Origin of the sequence: Luteimonas endophytica, assembly GCF_029887875.1 — a bacterium.
Classification (GTDB): Bacteria; Pseudomonadota; Gammaproteobacteria; order Xanthomonadales; family Xanthomonadaceae; genus Luteimonas; species Luteimonas endophytica.
Window position 1 is genome coordinate 53,295 of sequence record NZ_JARXRM010000044.1, and the last position, 17,325, is coordinate 70,619.

Here is a 17,325-nt window from a genome sequence, read left to right on the forward strand (position 1 = left end):
CCGATCCATGCGCCGCAGTCTACAGCCGCGCGGCCACGGCTTCTCGCGGCCACGCCGACTTCACGTCGTAGACAACCGCCCCCGGCCGGCCGAGCGCCCGGATCTGCGCGACCGTCATTTCGCGGAAGGCCCGGTGCGCCACCGCGAGCACCACCGCATCGTAGGCCCCGGCCTCGGGCGATGCGACCGGATCGATACCGAGCATGCGCCGCGCCGCGTCCGGCTCGGCCCACGGATCGTGTGCATCCACCCGTGCCCCGGCCAGCTTCAGGCCGTCGATCACGTCGACGACGCGGCTGTTACGCAGGTCCGGGCAGTTCTCCTTGAAGGTCAGCCCCAGCACCAGCACCCGCGCGCCGGCCACCGGCACGCCGCGCTCGCCCAGCAGACCGGCCACGCGCAGCGCGACGTGGGCGCCGACGCGGTTGTTGATCGCGCGCGCGGCGAGGATCAGCTCCGGGTGGTAGCCCACCGATTCCGACTTGTGGGTGAGGTAGTAGGGATCCACGCCGATGCAGTGGCCGCCGACCAGACCCGGCCGGAACGGCAGGAAGTTCCACTTGGTGCCGGCGGCCTCCAGCACCTCCAGCGTGTCGATTCCGAGCCGGTCGAACATCATCGCCAGCTCGTTGATCAAGCCGATGTTGACGTCGCGCTGGATGTTCTCGACCACCTTGGCCGCCTCGGCCACCCGGATCGACGATGCGCGGTGGGTGCCGGCGCCGATGATCCGCGCGTACAGGGCATCCACCGCGTCTGCGGCTTCGGCGGTCGAACCGGAGGTGATCTTGGGGATGTCGGCCAGGCGCCTGTGGCGGTCGCCCGGATTGATCCTTTCCGGGCTGTAGCCGCAGAAGAAATCGCGGTTGAACGCCAACCCGGAACCGCGCTCCAGGATCGGCACGCAGATCTCCTCGGTGGTGCCGGGGTACACCGTGGACTCGTAGATCACCAGGTCGCCGGGCGCCAGCAGACCAGCGAGCAGCTCGCTGGCCTGCTGCAGCGGGCGAAGGTCTGGCCGCTGCTGCGCGTCGATCGGAGTGGGCACGGTGACGACGTAGACGTTGCGGTCGCGCAGGTCGGATGGGTCCGCGCTGCATCGCAGGCGCCTGGCCTCGGCCAGCTCGCCCGGCTCGATTTCGCAGGTACGGTCGCGCCCGGCACGCAGCTCGTCTACGCGCGTCGCGTCGATGTCGTAGCCGACGGTGTCGTGGCCGCGGCCGAACTCCACCGCCAGCGGCAACCCGACGTAACCCAAGCCGATGATGCCGATGCGTGCGGCTGTGGGATCGAGCATGCGGGCTCCGGGGCGGGTGGCGGGTGGCGCGCGCCGCGCGCCGGGAGCGGGCATTCGACAACCTACGCCAGGTGAAGTCAAACCCTCCACGCCCGCCGTGCCATGCTTCCGGCCATGCTCCAGCTCAATCTGCTGACCGCCAACATCCACATGGGCTTCACTGCGGGCAGGAGGCGCTTCGTGTTGCCGGAATTGCGCCAGGCGATTCGCGCCGTGGCGGCGGACATCGTGTTCCTGCAGGAAGTCATGGGGGCGCACAGCGGCCATGCCGGCCGCCAGCCGCGCTGGCCGGAGGTCCCGCACTACGAGTTCCTGGCCGACCAACTGTGGCCGCAGTTCGCCTATGGCCGCAACGCCGCCTATCCGGAGGGCCACCACGGCAACGCCCTGCTCTCCAAGTTCCCGATCGTGTCCGAGGTCAACCGCGACGTCTCGATCACTGGCGCGGAGGGGCGTGGCCTGCTGCACTGCGTGCTTCAGGTGCCCGGCACGGCCACCGCCGTGCACGCCATCTGCACCCACCTCGGTCTGCGCGAAGGCCACCGGCGGCGCCAGCTCGGACTGCTGTGCGAGGTGCTCGAGAGCGAGGTGCCGGCCGGCGCGCCGCTGCTGGTCGCCGGCGACTTCAACGACTGGCGGGCGCGCGGCCACGCGCTGCTCGAACGCTGCGGCCTGCGCGAGGCGCACCTGGAAACCCGCGGGCGACTGGCCCGCACCTTTCCGGTGCGCTGGCCGCTGCTGCCGCTCGACCGCATCTACGTGCGCAACGTGCAGGTGCACGAGGCCGTGGTGCTGGCCAAGCCCCCGTGGGCGCACCTGTCCGACCACGCCACCCTGGCGGCGAGCGTCGGCGTAGCGACGGACCCACGGAGCGGCGCGGAGCCCGGCCCGTGAGGCTCGGACGGGCGCGCGAACCATGGCGGCCCGGCAACCGCGTGCGGCTGCTCGAGAACGGCGAGGAGTTCTTCCCGCGCGCGTTCGAGGCGATCGCCGCGGCGCGGCGCGAGGTGCTGCTGGAGACGTTCATCCTGTTCGAGGACCGGGTCGGCCTGGAGCTGCGCGACCACCTCCTGGCCGCGGCGCGGCGCGGGGTGGTCATCGAGATGACCCTCGACGGCTACGGTTCGTACGGCCTTTCCGGGTCCTTCCTGGCGGAACTGGCCGCGGCCGGGGTGAAGTGCCGGCTGTTCGACCCGCGCCGCACCCTGTTCGGCATGCGCCTGAACGTGTTCCACAGGATGCACCGCAAGCTGCTGGTGGTCGACGGCGAGCGCGCGCTGGTCGGCGGCATCAACTACGGCTGCGATCACCTGGCGGACTCGGGGCCCGAGTCGAAGCAGGACTACGCGCTGGAGATCGAGGGTCCGCTGGTGGCCGACATCCACGACTTCGTGGCCGGGGCGATGCACGGCCGCGATCGCGGCGATTCCTGGCGTCATCCGCCGGCGGCCGGCCGGGCCGCGGCGGGCGATGCCGAAGCCATGTTCCTGGTCCGCGACAATGCCGGCAACTCGACCGCGATCGAGGACGCCTACCGCGCCGCGATCCGCGCCGCCGAACGCGACCTGATCATCGCCAACGCGTACTTCTTCCCCGGCTACGGCTTCATGCGCGACCTGCGCGACGCCGCGCGGCGCGGCGTACGGGTCTCGCTGATCGTCCAGGGCGAACCCGACATGCCCATCGCGCTGTCGGCCGCGCGCATGCTGTATCCGGACCTGGTCGGCGCCGGGGTCGAGATCTACGAGTACTGCAGGCGGCCGTTCCACGGCAAGGTGGCGCTGGTCGACGACGAATGGACGACGATCGGCTCGAGCAACCTCGACCCGCTGAGCCTGTCGCTGAACCTGGAGGCGAACGTGTTCGTTCGCGATCGCGGACTGGCCCGGGACCTGCGCCGTCGCCTGGACGCGCTGCGCCGGCAGGACTGCCGGCGGGTCGAGGCGCGGTCGCTGCCGCGAAGCCGTCTCTGGCGCACCCTGATGGCACCGGTGCTCTACCACGCGCAGCGTCGGTTCCCGACATGGGCCGGGCTGCTGCCGGCGCACACGCCCCGGGTGGTGCTGGTGGCCGCGGACCCGGCGAGCGAAGCGTGAGCAGGACCGACGCGGCCGGTGCCTGGTCCCGGGTGCGCGGTGGCCTGGGCCGGGGATTCGCCCTGCTGCTGCTGGCGGCGGTGGCGTTCGCGCTGATCCGCTACGCCGGGGCGGTGGACTGGCGCGAGGTCGGCACCGCCGTGGCCGGCTACCCGCCCTCGCGGCTGGCGGCGGCAGCGGGGCTGGCGGTGGCGAGCTACCTGCTGTACGGCGCTTACGACCTGGCCGCACGCCGCTATGCCGGCCACGACCTCTCCACCGGTCGGGTGTTGCGGGCGGCGTTGATCAGCTACGCGTTCAATCTCAACCTCGGCGCCCTGATCGGCGGTATCGGCTTCAGGGTCCGGATGTACCTGCGCGCGGGGGTCGATGGCGCCGTCATCGCCCGCGTCGTCGCCTTCAGCATCGTCTCCAACTGGCTCGGCTACGCGGCGCTCGCCGGGGCGCTGCTGGCGTTCCAGCCCGGAGCGCTGGCCGAGGCCGCCGGGGTGCCCGCGGCCTGGCTGCGCGCGGCGGGCGCGGCCGCCTTGGCGCTGGTGGCGGGGTATCTGGCGGCGTGTGCCGGCGCACGGCAGCGGGTGCTGCGGCTGCGCGGACACGCGTACCGGCTGCCGTCGCTTCCGCTGGCGCTGGCGCAGCTGGGGCTGTCCTCGCTCAACTGGCTGGCGATCTCCGCGATCGTGTTCGTGCTGCTGGGCGCCGAGGTGGCCTATCCCGTGGTGCTCGGCACGCTGCTGGCCGGTGCCGTGTTCGCCGCCCTGGTCCACGTCCCCGCCGGCCTGGGCGCGCTGGAAGCGACATTCCTCGCGCTGCTCGGCGCCCGCATCGGGCAGGAGCAGCTGATCGCCGCGCTGCTGGTCTATCGGGCCATCTACTACCTCGCACCGCTGCTGTTCGCGGTGGTCGCCTACCTGGGGATCGAGGCCGGCGGCCTGCGTCTCGCCCGTGGACGCCAGGGCGGCGGCCGGGCACCGCCGGTCGGCCGGGCAGGCAACGGCCTCTAGCGCCAGCGGCGATCGGCCGGTCCAGCCGCGGGCGGCAGCGGCTTGGTGCCCGGGGTCGGGATCGAACCGACACGGCCTTGCGGCCGAGGGATTTTAAGTCCCTTGCGTCTACCAGTTTCGCCACCCGGGCGGGTGCTGCGCTAGCGTGCCCGAGCGCGGCGGCGGGTGGAACCCCGCCTGGCCCGCCCGCGTCCGCGGGGTCGGCCGCCCGCGCATGCCGTCAGGGGGCGCGAGAAGGCCCGCAAGGGGCCTTCGGCGCTGATCCGGTGGAGGCCTGGGTCGGAATCGAACCGGCGTACACGGCTTTGCAGGCCGCTGCATGACCACTCTGCCACCAGGCCGGTGACGTCCAAACAGTCTATCGGAAATCGCCCGGCGGGCGCCGACAAAACAAAACCCCGCGAGCGGGGTTCTGTTGCGAAACCTGGAGCGGGAAACGAGACTCGAACTCGCGACCCCGACCTTGGCAAGGTCGTGCTCTACCAACTGAGCTATTCCCGCGGAGGAGGCGGAATTTTACCTTCCGCCGGCGGCGTGTCAACTGCGGCGCCCTCGCCGGCGCGCAGGACCGGCCACGCCGCGCGCAGGTAGAGGAGCCCCGACCACAGCGTCAGCAGCGCGGCGGCGGCCAACAGCCAGTCGCCGATATGGAAGATCGGCTCGCCCAGCCACGGGGTGGGCCGCGGCGGCCGCTCCGGGGTCACCGAGTACAGCAGGCACAGCAGCGCCAGCATCTGCACCACCGTCTTGACCTTGCCGATCGAGGCCACCCGCACGGTGGCGCGCTGGCCCAGTTCGGCCATCCACTCGCGCAGCGCCGAGACCGCGATCTCGCGGCCGACGATCACCGCCGCCCAGAACGCCATCCACGGCGTTGGGTGGCCCTGCACGATCAGGAACAGCGCCACCGCCACCATCAGCTTGTCCGCCACAGGGTCCAGGAAGGCGCCGAATGCCGAATATTGGTGGTAGCGCCGGGCGATCCAGCCGTCCAGCCAGTCGGTGATGGCGGCCAGCCCGAAGATCACGGCCGAGGCGAAGTTGGTCCAGCCGAACGGCAGGTAGAACACCACCACGAGCAGCGGGATCATCAGGATCCGCAGCAGGGTCAGCCAGGTGGGTATGGTCAGCTTCATCCGGGGCTCGTCTTGCGCCTGCGAACCCGCGCCACCGGCCGCCTGGACTGGCGGACGCGCGCGCGCCGCAGCGGCACCGCCATTCTACGGCGCGTGCGCGGGGCCTGCAGGAACGCTCCTCGCGGATGCGGAGGCGCTCACGCCGCGCGTTCCCTACCGGGCGGGCCGTCAACGGCCCGGGCCACGCGGATCCGGCGCGCGGCTGCTCCGTACGAGCGGCCGACGGCCGCGAAGGCCGCGGGCATGCCCGATGGTATCGGCGGGGAGCGCCGGTGCCCGCCAACCGCGCCGGCCTTCGCGTGCATGGCACGCTCCTACGGAAATGGGCGGCGCAGGTCGTCTCAGTCCGCGGCGTCGAGGCCGTGCAGGCTGGCATAGATGCGGCCGGCGAGCGCCGCGTTGATGCCCTCCACCTGGGCGATCTGCTCGGCGCTGGCGGCCTTGAGCCCGCCGAGGCCGCCGAAATGCCGCAGCAGGCTGCCACGCCGGCGCGGGCCGATCCCGGCGATGTCCTCCAGCCGGCTCACGGTGCGCGCCTTCTGGCGCCGCCCCCGGTGCCCGGTGATGGCGAAGCGGTGGGCCTCGTCGCGCACCTGCTGGACCAGCTGCAGCCCGGGCGCGTCCGGGCCCGGACGGAGCTCGCGGCCGTCCGGCAGCAGCAGGGCCTCGTGGCCGGCGCGGCGCGCCTCACCCTTGGCCACGCCGACCAGGGTCACCCCGCCGATCCCCAGCTCGCCCAGCACCGCGCGCGCCTGCGCCACCTGACCCGCGCCGCCGTCGATCAGCAGCAGGTCCGGCAGCACACCGCCCTGCTCCGCGGCGCGCCGGAAGCGCCGGGTCAGCGCCTGGTGCATGGCGGCGTAGTCGTCGCCGGGCGCCACGCCCGCGATGTTGTAGCGCCGGTACTGGGAACGCACCGGCCCCTCCGGGCCGAACACCACGCACGAGGCCACGGTGGCTTCGCCCATGGTATGGCTGATGTCGAAGCACTCGATGCGCTGCGGGGCCTCCCCCAGCTCGAGCAGCGCCCGCAGCGCCTCCAGCCGTGCCGCCTGCGCCGACTGGCTGTCGATCCGGCTGGCCAGGGCCGCGGCGGCGTTGCGCCGCGCCAGGTCGACGTAGCTGGCACGCTCGCCGCGCACGCTGGCCCGCACCTGGACCCGCCGCCCGGCGGTCTGGGAGAGCGCCTGCTCGAGCAGGGCGGCGTCGTCGATGGCGCGGTCGAGGACGATCTCGCGCGGCGGCGGCTGCTCGGCGTAGTACTGCGAGACGAACGCCGAGAGCACCTCGGCGGGGTCCTCGCTGCCGCTGGTGCGCGGGAAGAAGGCGCGGGTGCCGAGGTTGCGGCCGTCGCGGAACGCCAGCAGCAGGACGCAGGCACTGCTGCCCTGCATCGCGCAGGCCAGTACGTCCAGGTCGGCGACCCGGCCGTCGACGTACTGGCGCGCCTGCAGGCCGCGGATCGAGGCGACCAGGTCGCGCAGCCGCGCCGCCTCCTCGAACTCCAGCCCGGCGCTGGCGCGCTCCATGGCGGCGTTGAGCTCGTCGGTCAGCTCGTCGCTGCGGCCGTCCAGGAACAGCGCCACGCGGTGAACCGAGGCGGCGTAGTCCGGGCCGGACACCAGCCCCACACACGGCGCGCTGCAGCGGCCGATCTGGTATTGCAGGCACGGCCGCGAACGGTTGCGGAACACGCTGTCCTCGCAGCTGCGCAGCCGGAACAGCTTGTGCATGACGTTGAGCGTCTCGCGCACGGTGCTGGCGCTGGGATAGGGACCGAAATAGCGCCCCGGGATGCCGCGCGCACCGCGGTGGAACGCGAGCCGGGGCCAGTCCTCCTGGGTCAGCAGCACGTAGGGATAGCTCTTGTCGTCGCGCAGCATCACGTTGTAGCGCGGCTTGAGCGACTTGATCAGCTGATTCTCGAGCAGCAGCGCCTCGACCTCGTTGCGGGTGACCGTCACCTCCATCGCCGCCACCTGCGCCAGCATCGCCATGATCCGGGTGGGCTTGGGCGAAGCGCTGAAGTAGTTGGCCACGCGCTTGCGCAGCGAGGCGGCCTTGCCCACGTAGAGCACCGCGCCGTCGGCCGCGAGCATCCGGTACACCCCCGGGGCGTTGCTCAGGCTGGCGACGAAGGCCTTGCCGTCGAACCCCTCCGGCGGCGGCATGCCATCGGTGGACGCGCTCATGCGCCGGCACGCCGCAACGCGATGGCGGCCGCGACCGGCCGGCAATGCCGCCCGCGACGGCACCGCTGCCGGTGCTGGCGCGTCGCGCCCGGGCCCATCATTCGCCGATCGGGATGTGGTGCAGGTCGCCGGTGGCCGTTTCCAGGCGCAGCACCGCGTGGGCGTCGGTGTCGGCGATCCACACCACCCCGCCGGACACCACCAGCCCCGAGGGCGCGTGCAGCGGCCGCGGCAGCTCGAAACGGCTCAGCTCGCCGCCGCCCAGGCGCAGGACCCGCAGGCTGTCGTTGCCGCTGTCGGCGATCCACAGCCGCGGCGCGTCGGGATCCAGGGCGATCGCCTGCGGCTGCTGCAGCCGCGCGTCGATGCGCTTGCCGTCGGCGTGGCCGAATTCCCAGGCGCCCTGCCCGAGCAGGGTCTGCACCTGGCCGGTGCGGGCATTGACGCTGCGGATCGCCGACCCGGCGGCATCGCAGACGTAGACCATCTGCTGCACCGCGGCCAGCGCCACCGGCTCGGCGAAGGCCGCCTCGGCGCCCTTGCCGTCGACCAGATCGAGCGCCCCGGAGCCGGCCAGGCAGTGCAGTTGGTGGTTGCCCAGGTCGTAGCACCAGATGCGGTTGTCGCCGCTGGTGGCGACGAACAGCCGCCCGCCCGCCATCGCCACCGCGCGCGGCTGGTCCATCACCACCGCGCGGGGATCGCCCACGGTGCAATCGCCTGCGGTGCCGCGGCGGCCGGCGCCGAACACCGTATCGATGTCGCCGGTGCGCAGCTGGATCCTGCGCACCGCATGGTTGCCGCCGTCGGCCACGTACAGCAGGTCGCGCTCCACCGCGATGCCCTGGGGGCGGTTGAACGCAGCCAGTTCCATCGGGCCGTCGATGAAACCCGGACCGCCGCTGCCGAACTGGCGCAGCACCCTGCCGCCTTGGTCGCACTCGAGAATGCGGTGGTGATTGCTGTCGGCGACGTAGAGGTAGTTTCCCGAAAGCGCCAGGCCCACCGGAAAGCGCAGCGGCAGCGCCGGCTCGCCGGCGCGGCGCAGGACGATGGGGCGCGGGTTGCGCGACTGCGGCACCAGGTCGGCCACCAGCGCACCGACCCGGGCGTCCAGCTCTCGCACCGGCCCGTCGCCGACCACCCGCTCGCGGACCCGGCCCTCGCCGTCGATCAGCACCACGGTGGGCCACGCCTCGATGCCGTAGTGCTGCCACATCGCCCAATCCGGATCGTGGGCGATGGGAAAATCGATCTTCTGCCGTCGCAGCCGCTTTGCCACCCGGCGCGGGTCGCGCTCGTGCTCGAACTTGGGCAGGTGCACCGCCACCACGTTCAGGCGCTCGCCGTGGCGCGCGTGCAGATGGGCGAGGTCGTTCAGGCGCTGGCTGGACCAGGCCGAGCCGGCGTTGACGAAGGCGAGCGCGCAGACCTTGCCGCGCAGCTGCGCCATGCGCAGCGGCTCGGTCAGGTTCAGCCAGTCCAGCGAGTCCGGAAACTCCGGGGCGATCTGCGCATCCATCGATTGGTCAGCCAGCGTCCTCTCCGGCCCGATTATGCGTCAATCCCGCCCCCGGGATACGGCGGCGCCCCGCAGCCGCCGGACCGCCGCCCCGGCCGCGGCGTCCACCACCGACCAGACGTGCTCGAAATGCTCCTCGCCGCCGGTGTAGGGGTCGGGGATCGCCCCGTCGCCTCCACCGAGATCGTGCCCCGACCAGCGCGTGAACAGATCGATCCGGGCGCCGCCGCCGTCCGGGCGCCGTGCCTGGACGTCGCGCAGGTTCTGCAGGTCGGCGCAGAGCAGCCAGTCGAAACGGCGGTAGTCGGCCGCCTGGAGCTGGCGGGCGCGCAGCCCGGCGATGTCCACGCCGTGGCGCGCCGCGGTGGCGATGGCGCGCCGATCGGGCGGCTCGCCCACGTGCCAGTCGCCGGTCCCCGCCGAATCGACCTGCACGTGCTCCAGGCCGGCACGCTGGAGACGCGCGCGCAGCGCGCCTTCGGCCATCGGCGAACGGCAGATGTTGCCCAGGCAGACCACCAGCAGCTGCAGCGGCTCAGCCACCGGACCGTTCCAGCCTGGCCGCGGCGCGCTGCAGATCCTCGGGCGTGTCGACGCCGGGCGGGAACGGTTCCGGGGTCGGCGCCACCGCGATGCGGTGGCCGGCCTCGAGCGCGCGCAGCTGCTCCAGCGCCTCCAGTTGCTCGAGCCGCCCCGGCGGCAGCGCCGCGAACCGGCGCAGGAAGCCGGCGCGGTAGCCGTAGATGCCGATGTGGCGCCACCACTGCCCCTCGGCCGGCAGGCGGTCGCGGTCGGCGGCGAAGGCGTCGCGCGGCCACGGCACCGGCGCGCGGCTGAAGTAGATGGCGTCGCCGCTGGCGGCGCGTACCAGCTTCACGGTGTTGGGGTCGAACAGCTCCGCCGCATCCTCGATGGCGGCCGCCAGCGTGCTCATCGGCGCGCCGCTGCCCGCCACCAGCGCGGCCGCGGCGCGAATGCCCGCGGCCGGGGCGAACGGCTCGTCGCCCTGCAGGTTGACCACGATCGTGTCCGCGTCCCAGCCGGCGATGTCGGCGCATTCGGCCAGCCGGTCGGTGCCGGAACGGTGGCCGGTGCCGGTCATCGCCACCCGCACCGGCGCCGTCTCGAGCGCGGCGGCCACGCGCGCGTCGTCCGTGGCCACCCAGACCTCGCGCGCGCCGGCGGCCAGCGCGCGCCGCGCCACGTGCAGCACCAGCGGCTCGCCGCCCAGCGGACGCAACGGCTTGCCCGGCAGCCGGGTGGCGTCATGCCGGGCGGGGATGGCGACGACGAAATCGGGAACCGCGCTCATGCGCCGAATTCTCGCATGGCGCCGAAGGATGCGCGGGCGGCGCGGCGTCGCGTCTTCGTGGGGTGGATCAAGGGCGGGCGAGGCGGTCGAGCAGCGCCACCCAGAACGCCTCGGGCAACCGCGCGCTCACCGGCACGCTGAAATGCCGCGCAGTGGCGAACGGAAGGCATTTCACGGCGTCCTTCTCGGTCATCAGCACCGGCAGGTCGCTGCCGAAACTCAGGTCCGCGGCGGTGTAGCGGTGATGGTCGGGGAAGGCATGCGGCACCACCGCGATGCCTTCCCCGCGCAGGGTCGCGAAGAAGCGCTCGGGATCGCCGATCCCCGCCACCGCGTGCACCCGTTGGCCGGCGAAGGCCGCCAGTGCGCAGGCGCGGCCCCCCAGCAGCGGCCGCGCACCGGCCACCGCGAGCCGCATCGGCCATTCCCCGAACCCGGCCTCGCCGGCGCCTTCGGCGCCGAGGTTGACCACGCGGTAGCGGTCCTTGCCGCCACGTCCGGCGGGTTCGCGCAGTGGCCCGGCCGGCAGCAGCAGCCCGTTGCCGTAGCGGCGGCGGCCGTCGACCACCTCGATCTCGATCTCGCGGCACAGGCGCAGATGCTGCAGGCCGTCGTCGCAGACCACCACGTCGCAGCCCGCCTGCGCCAGCGCCCGCGCGGCTGCGACCCGGTCGCGGTCGACGCGGACGGGGGCGCCGGTGCGGTGGGCGATCAGCACCGGCTCGTCGCCGCCCGTGGCCGGCTCGGTCTCCGCCTGGACCCAGAGCGCTCGCGACGCACCGGTCCGCCCGTAGCCACGACTGGCCACGCCGGGCCGGCGGCCGGCCTCGCGCAGGCGTTCCACCAGCTCGATCACCAGCGGCGTCTTCCCGCTCCCGCCGGCGATCAGGTTGCCGACCACGATCACGGGGCAGGCCGCCCCACGCCGGCGAAGCACGCCGCGGCGGTAGAGCCAGGCGCGCGCGGCCACCGCGCCGCCATACACGCCCGAGAGCATCCGCGCCGCCAGCGGCGGCGCGCCGCCGTCGAACCAGTACCCCGGCGGCTGCATCGGTTTGCGGCTCATGCCGGCCCGCCGCCGATGGCGGGCCGGCAGCCGGCTCGCGCCGGGGCCGCGATGTCGCCGCCGCGGCCGACCGTGCGGATCATGCGGCCGACGGCTCGCGGAACTGCATCTGGTGCAGGTGCGCGTACAGGCCGCCACGGGCCAGCAGCTCGGCGTGGGTGCCCTGCTCCACCAGGCGGCCCTGGTCGAGCACCAGCACCTGGTCGGCATGCTCGATGGTCGAGAGCCGGTGCGCGATCACCAGGGTGGTGCGATCCGGCATCAGCCGATTGAGCGCGTCCTGCACCAGGCGCTCGGACTCGGTGTCGAGCGCGGCGGTGGCCTCGTCGAGGATCAGGAGCGGGGCGTCGCGCAGGATCGCGCGGGCGATCGCCAGGCGCTGGCGCTGGCCGCCCGACAGCAGCGAGCCGTTCTCGCCGATCGGCGTGTCCATGCCCTGCGGCAGGCGCTCGATGAACTCCCAGGCGTTGGCGTCCTCGGCGGCCCGCCGCAGCGCCTCGGGCGTGGCGTCGGCGGCGTAGGCGATGTTGGCCGCGACGCTGTCGTCGAACAGCATCACCCGCTGCCCCACCAGCGCGATCTGGCGGCGCAGATCGGCCAGGCGGTAGTCGTCCAGCGGCACGCCGTCCAGGGTGATGGTGCCGCCGCTGGGCTGGTAGAAGCGCGGCACCAGCCGCACCAGGCTGGTCTTGCCGCTGCCGGACCGGCCGACGATCGCGGTCACCGTGCCCGGGCGCGCGCTGAAGCTGATGTCCCGCAGCGCCATGCCCTCCGCGTCGCCGGCGCGGGAGTAGCGCAGGTCCACGCCCTCGAACACCAGCTCGCCGCGGGCGCGCTGCAGCGGCACCTTGCCGCTGTCTCGCTCCTCCTCGTCGTCGAGCACCGCGAACAGGCGCTCGGCGGCGGCCACGCCGCGCCCGATCACGCTCTGCACGTTGGTGATCCGCCGCAGCGAGGGGATGATGCCCATCATCGCGGTCATCAGCTTGACGAATTCGCCGGGATTGAGCTGGCCCACCAGCGCCTCGCGCGTGGCGACCCAGACGATCGCAGCCAGCGCCAGCGCCGCCAGGATCTGCACCAGCCCCGAGGCGGTGGCACGGGTGGCCTCGACCTTCAGGTTCAGGCGCAGCACCCGGTTGGTGAGCGCGGAGTAGCGCGACCGCTCGAAACCCTGCGCGCCGTAGACCTTGACGTCCTGCTGCGCCGCCAGCGACTGCTCGGCGCTTTGCGCCAGTTCGCCCATGCCGGTCTGGATGCCGCCGCTGATGCGCCGGTAGCGCTTGCCCACCACCCACACCAGCACCCCGATCGCGGGCGCCACGATCACCATCGCCAGGGTCACCTTGACGCTGGTCGTGAACATGATCGCCAGCAGCAGGGCGATGGTGAGGCCGTCGGCCACCAGCACCTTGAGCGCGTCGGCGCTGGCCTGGGCGACCTGCTCGGTGTCGAAGTTGAGCCGGCTGACCATCACCGGCACCGACTCGCGGTCGAAGGTCGCGCTGGGCAGGCGCAGGTACTTGCCGAGCACCAGCTCGCGCAGGTCGCGCACCACGCTGCGTCCGGCGCGGGCCATGCCGTAGTCGGTGGCGAAGGTGGCGATACCGCGAAGCACGAACAGCGCCACGATCGCCAGCGGCAGGAACACCGCGGCCGAGGGCTTCGGATCGACGAATCCGTCGTTGACCAGCGGATCCATCAGCTGCACGAAGGCGGCGCCGGCCGCGGCCTCGATGATCATGCCCACCAGCGCGACCGCCAGCAGCGGCCAGTAGCGCATCGCATGGCCGAGCAGGCGGCGGTAGATCGGCCAGGCGGCGGTCGGCGCCGGAGCGGTCGCTTCTGCCATCAACCGGTCACTGCGCGCCCGCGGGCGCGGACCCTTGCGGCGCGGTGGCGATCGAGATCTGCCTGAAACCCAGCTGTCCCAGCGCGTCCATCGCCGTGACCACCGCCTGGTGCGGGGTGCGGGCATCGGCGCGCAGCAGCACCGGGCGCTTGCGGTCGTCGCCCGCCACCTCGGCGATGGTGCGCTTGAGCGACTCGACGTCGGTGCGCAGCGCCTCGCGGTCGTCGACGAAGTAGCGACCGTCGGCGTTGACCAGCACGCTCAGGGACCGGGTCTGCTGTTCGGTCTGGTCGGCGTCGGCGCGGGGCAGCTCCAGCTTCAGCACCGAGCGCGCGTCGAAGGTGGTGGTGATCACGAAGAAGATGATCAACACCAGGATCACGTCGATCAGCGGCACGAGATTGATCTCGGGCTCGTCCTCGGCGCGGCGGTCGCGGATGCGCACGGCTCAGCCCTGCGCCGGCAGCGCATCTTCGGCCACCGCCGGCGTTGCGCCGGGGGCGGTCGCGGCGGCGGCGCGGCGGTTGCGCGGGTCGATCACGTCCATCAGCTGGATCGCCTCGTGCTCCATCTGCACGATGTAGCCGTCGATGCGGGCGCGGAAATGGCGGTGGAACATCAGCGCCGGCACCGCCACGATCATCCCGGTGGCCGCGCACACCAGCGCCTTGCCGATGCCGCCGGCGAGCTGGTTGACGTCGCCCACGCCGTAGTCCATCACCCCGAGGAACATCTGGATCATGCCCACCACGGTGCCGAACAACCCCAGCAGCGGCCCGGCCGCGGCGATGGTCCCGAGCGCGTTGAGGTAGCGCTCCATGCGGTGGGCGATGTGGCGGCCGACGTCCTCGACCCGCTCGCGGATCTCCTCGCGCGGGCGATTGCGGGTATCCAGCGCGGCCGCCAGCAGCGCCCCCAGCGGCGAGGTATTGCGCAGCGAGTCGATATGCGCGGGATCCAGCCGGCCGCGGGCCGCCCAGGCGCGTACCTCCGCGCCCAGCCCCGGCGGCAGCACCGCGGCGCGGCGCAGCGCCCAGAAGCGTTCGACGACGATCGCCAGCCCCGCCGCCGACAGCATCAACAGCGGGATCATCGGCCAGCCGCCGGCCTTGACCAGTTCCAGCACGCGCGTGTCCCCCGGCCCCCTGGGGCCGCATCCAAACCGGCCGATAGGATAGCCCAGCCGCCGCCGGCGGCAGCGGCGGCCTCGCGTTCAGCGGTGGCGGCGGCGGTCGGCCGCGTCCGGGGGCCGCCGCGATTCGTCCAGCACGCAGTCGCGCCCCGCGGGAAACCCGCACCGGCCTTGGGCGAGGCGGCGGGCGGCGTCCCAGAGCCGCGGATGGCTCTCGCGCCGCGGCACCGCCGCAACGCCGTCCTCGCCGATCCGCACCCGCAGGGCGCCGCCCGGGGCCGTGTCGAGGATCCGGGCTCCGGCATGGCGCCATCGCCGCAGGACTATCTCGCGCGGGAAGCCGAAGCGATTGCCGTGCCCGGTGGCCAGCAGCGCGTACGCGGCGCCGGTGGCGGCGACGAAGCCGGCGTCGGACGAGCCATCGCTGCCGTGGTGAGCCACCGTCACCACGTCGGCGCGTACCGCTGCCGGATCCTCGCGCAGCAGCCCGCGCTCGATCACCTCGCCGATGTCGCCGACCAGCAGCGCCGCCCCGTGGGCGCCCTCCACCCGCAGCACGCAGCTGGCCTCGTTGCCTAGATAGGGAAAATGCAGTCCGGGATGGAGGAAGCGGAAGCGCACGCCGTCGACTTCCCAACCGTGCCCGGCCAGGCAGGGCGCCGCACCGTCGATTCCCGCGCCGTGCGGCGCGAACAGCGCGGCCTCGGCGTGGCGCCGCCGCACCGCGCCCAGCCCGCCGGCGTGGTCGGCATCGCCATGGCTCACCACCAGCGCGTCCAGCCGCTGCACCCCCAGGGCCTGCAGCGCAGGCAGCACCACCCGTTCGCCGGCGTCGTAGCCATCGGGCACGGCGGGGCCCATGTCGTACAGCAGGCTGTGCCGGGCCGTACGGACCAGCACCGACAGGCCCTGCCCCACGTCCAGCATCACCAGTTCGACCTCGCCGGACCGCGGCAGGTGGCGATCGGGCCAGAGCAGCGGCAGCCACAGCAGCGCGGCCAAGGCCTTGCCCGGCACCGCCCGCGGCAGCAGCAGCCAGAACGCGCCCAGCAGCGCCAGCGGCAGTGCGTACCAGCGCGCCTCCGGCAGCCACCACAGCGCGAAGCGCCCCGCCGCGAGCCACTCGAACAGCGGCCAGGCCAGGTCGAAACACCATGCCGCCCACCGCCACGCCCACCCCCCGGCGCCGCCATGCAGCGCCTCCAGCCCGGTGCCGAGCAGCGACAGCGGCACCACCACCAGGCTCCACCAGGGAATCGCGACCAGGTTCGCCAGCGGCCCGGCCAGCGACGCCTGGCCGAACAGCACCGCGCTCAGCGGCAGCAGCCCGAGGGTCGCCACCCACTGCGCCGACAGGAAGCCGCGCAGCAGCGGCTGGCCGCGCGCGTCCGGCAGGCACCACGCCAGCCAGGCCACCCCGGCGAAGCTGAGCCAGAATCCGGCCGCGAGCACCGACAGCGGGTCGGCCAGCAGCACCGCCACCGCCGCCAGCGCCAGCGAATCGGCCACCCGCAGCGGCCGCCGCCACAGCCGCGCCGCCACCAGGACCGCGATCATCAGCACCGTGCGCACCGTGGGCAGCGCCCATCCCGCGACCGCGGCGTACAGCAACGCGCCGGCGAGCGCGATGCAGGCCGCCGCCTGCGGCCGGGGCAGCCGGCGCCCCAGCCCCGGCAGCAGCCGCCACAGTCCCGCCGCCAGCAGCGCGAAGAACCCGGCCACCAGGCCGACGTGGAAGCCGGAGATGGCGATCAGATGGGTCAGGCCGGTGGCGCGCAGGATCTCCCAGTCCGCATCGCCCAGCCGCCGCGTATCGCCGAGCGCCAGCGCGCGCACGTAGCGCGACGACGCGCTGGGCACCGAGCCGTCGATGCGCCGTGCGATGCCGTCGCGCCAGGCGTCCACCCCGGCCGGTGGCGACAATTGCGCCACCGGCTGCGCGTCGCGCACGTAGCCCACCGCCGCCAGGCGCCGCGCCAGGGCGTGTTTCTCGCTGTCGAACCAGCCGGGATTGCGCAGCCCGCGCGGCGCGCGCAGGCGCACGGTGAAGCGCCAGCGGCTGCCCGGGGCGATGTGGAACCGGCGCGGGTCCACTCCATCCCATCCGTCGTACCAGGACAGCCGCACCAGCCGGCCGCGCAGGAACGGCGGGGCGGCGCCGCGCTCGACCCGCAACAGGAACCGGCTTTGCCCATCGCCGTGCTCCGGCAGTTGCACCACCCGTCCCTCGACCTCGAAGTCCCCGCGTTCGTGCGTGGGCGGCAGCTGCAACGCCAGCGCCAACCACGCATGCAGCCCGCACAGCGCGAATCCCGCCAGCGCCGCCGCGGCGGGACGCAGCGCCCACCGGGCCCACCACCCCGCCAACCCTAGGGCGAGCGCCGGCAACAGCCACGGCCACGGCGGCAGCGCCGGCAGGCACAGGCAGCCGGCCACGCCGCCCGCCAACGCCAGCGCGACGGCGATCCCGAAAGGCGCGGGCGCGGATGTGTCGTTCTGGTCGTTCTGGCCGTCCATGGCTGCTCCGATCGATGTCGCCGGCACCGCCGCACGGAAACCAGGATGCCTGCCCGGCGTCTGCAGTCGGGCGCACGACGATCGCCGCCATCCTCCCCCGGTGCCCCGGCGCCTTCCATCGGGACCGGTCGGTCACGGCGGTAGGAATATCCCGATCGACGCCGTCCGTGAACGGCAGGCGGTGCAGGACCCACCGGGC

Annotated in this window: 14 protein-coding genes and 3 tRNA genes; 3 read left to right on the plus strand and 14 right to left on the minus strand. The window is 73.4% G+C overall.

Annotated elements, in window-relative coordinates:
• Nucleotides 1-19: 19 nt before the first annotated feature.
• On the minus strand, nucleotides 20-1,297 hold the full coding sequence (locus tag QFW77_RS15320; protein ID WP_280575655.1) for a nucleotide sugar dehydrogenase: 1,278 nt from the start codon (nucleotides 1,295-1,297) through the stop codon (nucleotides 20-22).
• A gap of 114 nt (nucleotides 1,298-1,411) precedes the next feature.
• Between QFW77_RS15320 and QFW77_RS15325 the strand changes: the two genes are divergently transcribed.
• Genes QFW77_RS15325 through QFW77_RS15335 form a run of 3 tightly spaced genes read left to right on the plus strand, consistent with a single transcriptional unit; the run spans nucleotide 1,412 to nucleotide 4,397 of the window.
• Nucleotides 1,412-2,191 (plus strand): endonuclease/exonuclease/phosphatase family protein, encoded by a 780-nt coding sequence (locus QFW77_RS15325; protein ID WP_280575656.1) that lies wholly within the window; start codon nucleotides 1,412-1,414, stop codon nucleotides 2,189-2,191.
• Nucleotides 2,188-3,393 carry a cardiolipin synthase ClsB gene (gene clsB / locus QFW77_RS15330; RefSeq protein WP_280575657.1) on the plus strand — a complete coding sequence of 402 codons (1,206 nt, stop codon included), beginning with the start codon at nucleotides 2,188-2,190 and terminating at the stop codon, nucleotides 3,391-3,393. The genes QFW77_RS15325 and clsB overlap by 4 nt, the downstream gene beginning before the upstream one ends.
• Nucleotides 3,390-4,397, plus strand: coding sequence for a lysylphosphatidylglycerol synthase domain-containing protein (locus QFW77_RS15335; protein ID WP_280575658.1), 1,008 nt, complete (start codon nucleotides 3,390-3,392; stop codon nucleotides 4,395-4,397). Before clsB ends, QFW77_RS15335 begins: the two co-directional genes overlap by 4 nt.
• 43 nt (nucleotides 4,398-4,440) lie before the next feature.
• Here QFW77_RS15335 and QFW77_RS15340 read toward each other — a convergent pair.
• The 13 genes from QFW77_RS15340 to QFW77_RS15400 form a co-directional block, all read right to left on the minus strand.
• A tRNA-Leu gene (locus QFW77_RS15340) sits at nucleotides 4,441-4,527 on the minus strand.
• Nucleotides 4,528-4,664: 137 nt separating this feature from the next.
• Nucleotides 4,665-4,738, minus strand: a tRNA-Cys gene (locus QFW77_RS15345).
• Between the two features lie 84 nt (nucleotides 4,739-4,822).
• A tRNA-Gly gene (locus QFW77_RS15350) sits at nucleotides 4,823-4,898 on the minus strand.
• Entirely contained in the window at nucleotides 4,889-5,533 is a 645-nt protein-coding gene (pgsA, locus tag QFW77_RS15355) for a CDP-diacylglycerol--glycerol-3-phosphate 3-phosphatidyltransferase (protein WP_280575659.1), read from the minus strand. The genes QFW77_RS15350 and pgsA overlap by 10 nt, the downstream gene beginning before the upstream one ends.
• A 341-nt stretch (nucleotides 5,534-5,874) precedes the next feature.
• On the minus strand, nucleotides 5,875-7,704 hold the full coding sequence (gene uvrC, locus QFW77_RS15360) for an excinuclease ABC subunit UvrC (RefSeq protein WP_425603359.1): 1,830 nt from the start codon (nucleotides 7,702-7,704) through the stop codon (nucleotides 5,875-5,877).
• A 118-nt stretch (nucleotides 7,705-7,822) separates the two neighbouring features.
• A complete protein-coding gene (locus tag QFW77_RS15365; protein WP_280575661.1) occupies nucleotides 7,823-9,247 on the minus strand; it encodes a thioredoxin-like domain-containing protein in 1,425 nt (474 codons plus the stop codon).
• Between the two features lie 39 nt (nucleotides 9,248-9,286).
• Nucleotides 9,287-9,778, minus strand: a complete 492-nt coding sequence (locus tag QFW77_RS15370; RefSeq protein ID WP_280575793.1) for a low molecular weight protein-tyrosine-phosphatase — start codon at nucleotides 9,776-9,778, stop codon at nucleotides 9,287-9,289.
• 4 nt (nucleotides 9,779-9,782) lie between these two features.
• Nucleotides 9,783-10,559, minus strand: coding sequence for a 3-deoxy-manno-octulosonate cytidylyltransferase (gene kdsB / locus QFW77_RS15375; RefSeq protein ID WP_280575662.1), 777 nt, complete (start codon nucleotides 10,557-10,559; stop codon nucleotides 9,783-9,785).
• 67 nt (nucleotides 10,560-10,626) lie between these two features.
• Nucleotides 10,627-11,625 (minus strand): tetraacyldisaccharide 4'-kinase, encoded by a 999-nt coding sequence (lpxK, locus tag QFW77_RS15380; protein ID WP_280575663.1) that lies wholly within the window; start codon nucleotides 11,623-11,625, stop codon nucleotides 10,627-10,629.
• Between the two features lie 79 nt (nucleotides 11,626-11,704).
• On the minus strand, nucleotides 11,705-13,477 hold the full coding sequence (gene msbA / locus QFW77_RS15385; protein ID WP_280575664.1) for a lipid A export permease/ATP-binding protein MsbA: 1,773 nt from the start codon (nucleotides 13,475-13,477) through the stop codon (nucleotides 11,705-11,707).
• A gap of 7 nt (nucleotides 13,478-13,484) precedes the next feature.
• The gene (locus QFW77_RS15390; RefSeq protein ID WP_280575665.1) at nucleotides 13,485-13,922 is read right to left on the minus strand and encodes an ExbD/TolR family protein; all 438 of its coding nucleotides are present in this window, start codon (nucleotides 13,920-13,922) and stop codon (nucleotides 13,485-13,487) included.
• Nucleotides 13,923-13,925: 3 nt separating this feature from the next.
• Nucleotides 13,926-14,603 (minus strand): MotA/TolQ/ExbB proton channel family protein, encoded by a 678-nt coding sequence (locus tag QFW77_RS15395; protein WP_280575666.1) that lies wholly within the window; start codon nucleotides 14,601-14,603, stop codon nucleotides 13,926-13,928.
• 87 nt (nucleotides 14,604-14,690) lie between these two features.
• On the minus strand, nucleotides 14,691-17,126 hold the full coding sequence (locus tag QFW77_RS15400) for a DNA internalization-related competence protein ComEC/Rec2 (protein ID WP_280575667.1): 2,436 nt from the start codon (nucleotides 17,124-17,126) through the stop codon (nucleotides 14,691-14,693).
• Between the last annotated feature and the right edge of the window lie 199 nt (nucleotides 17,127-17,325).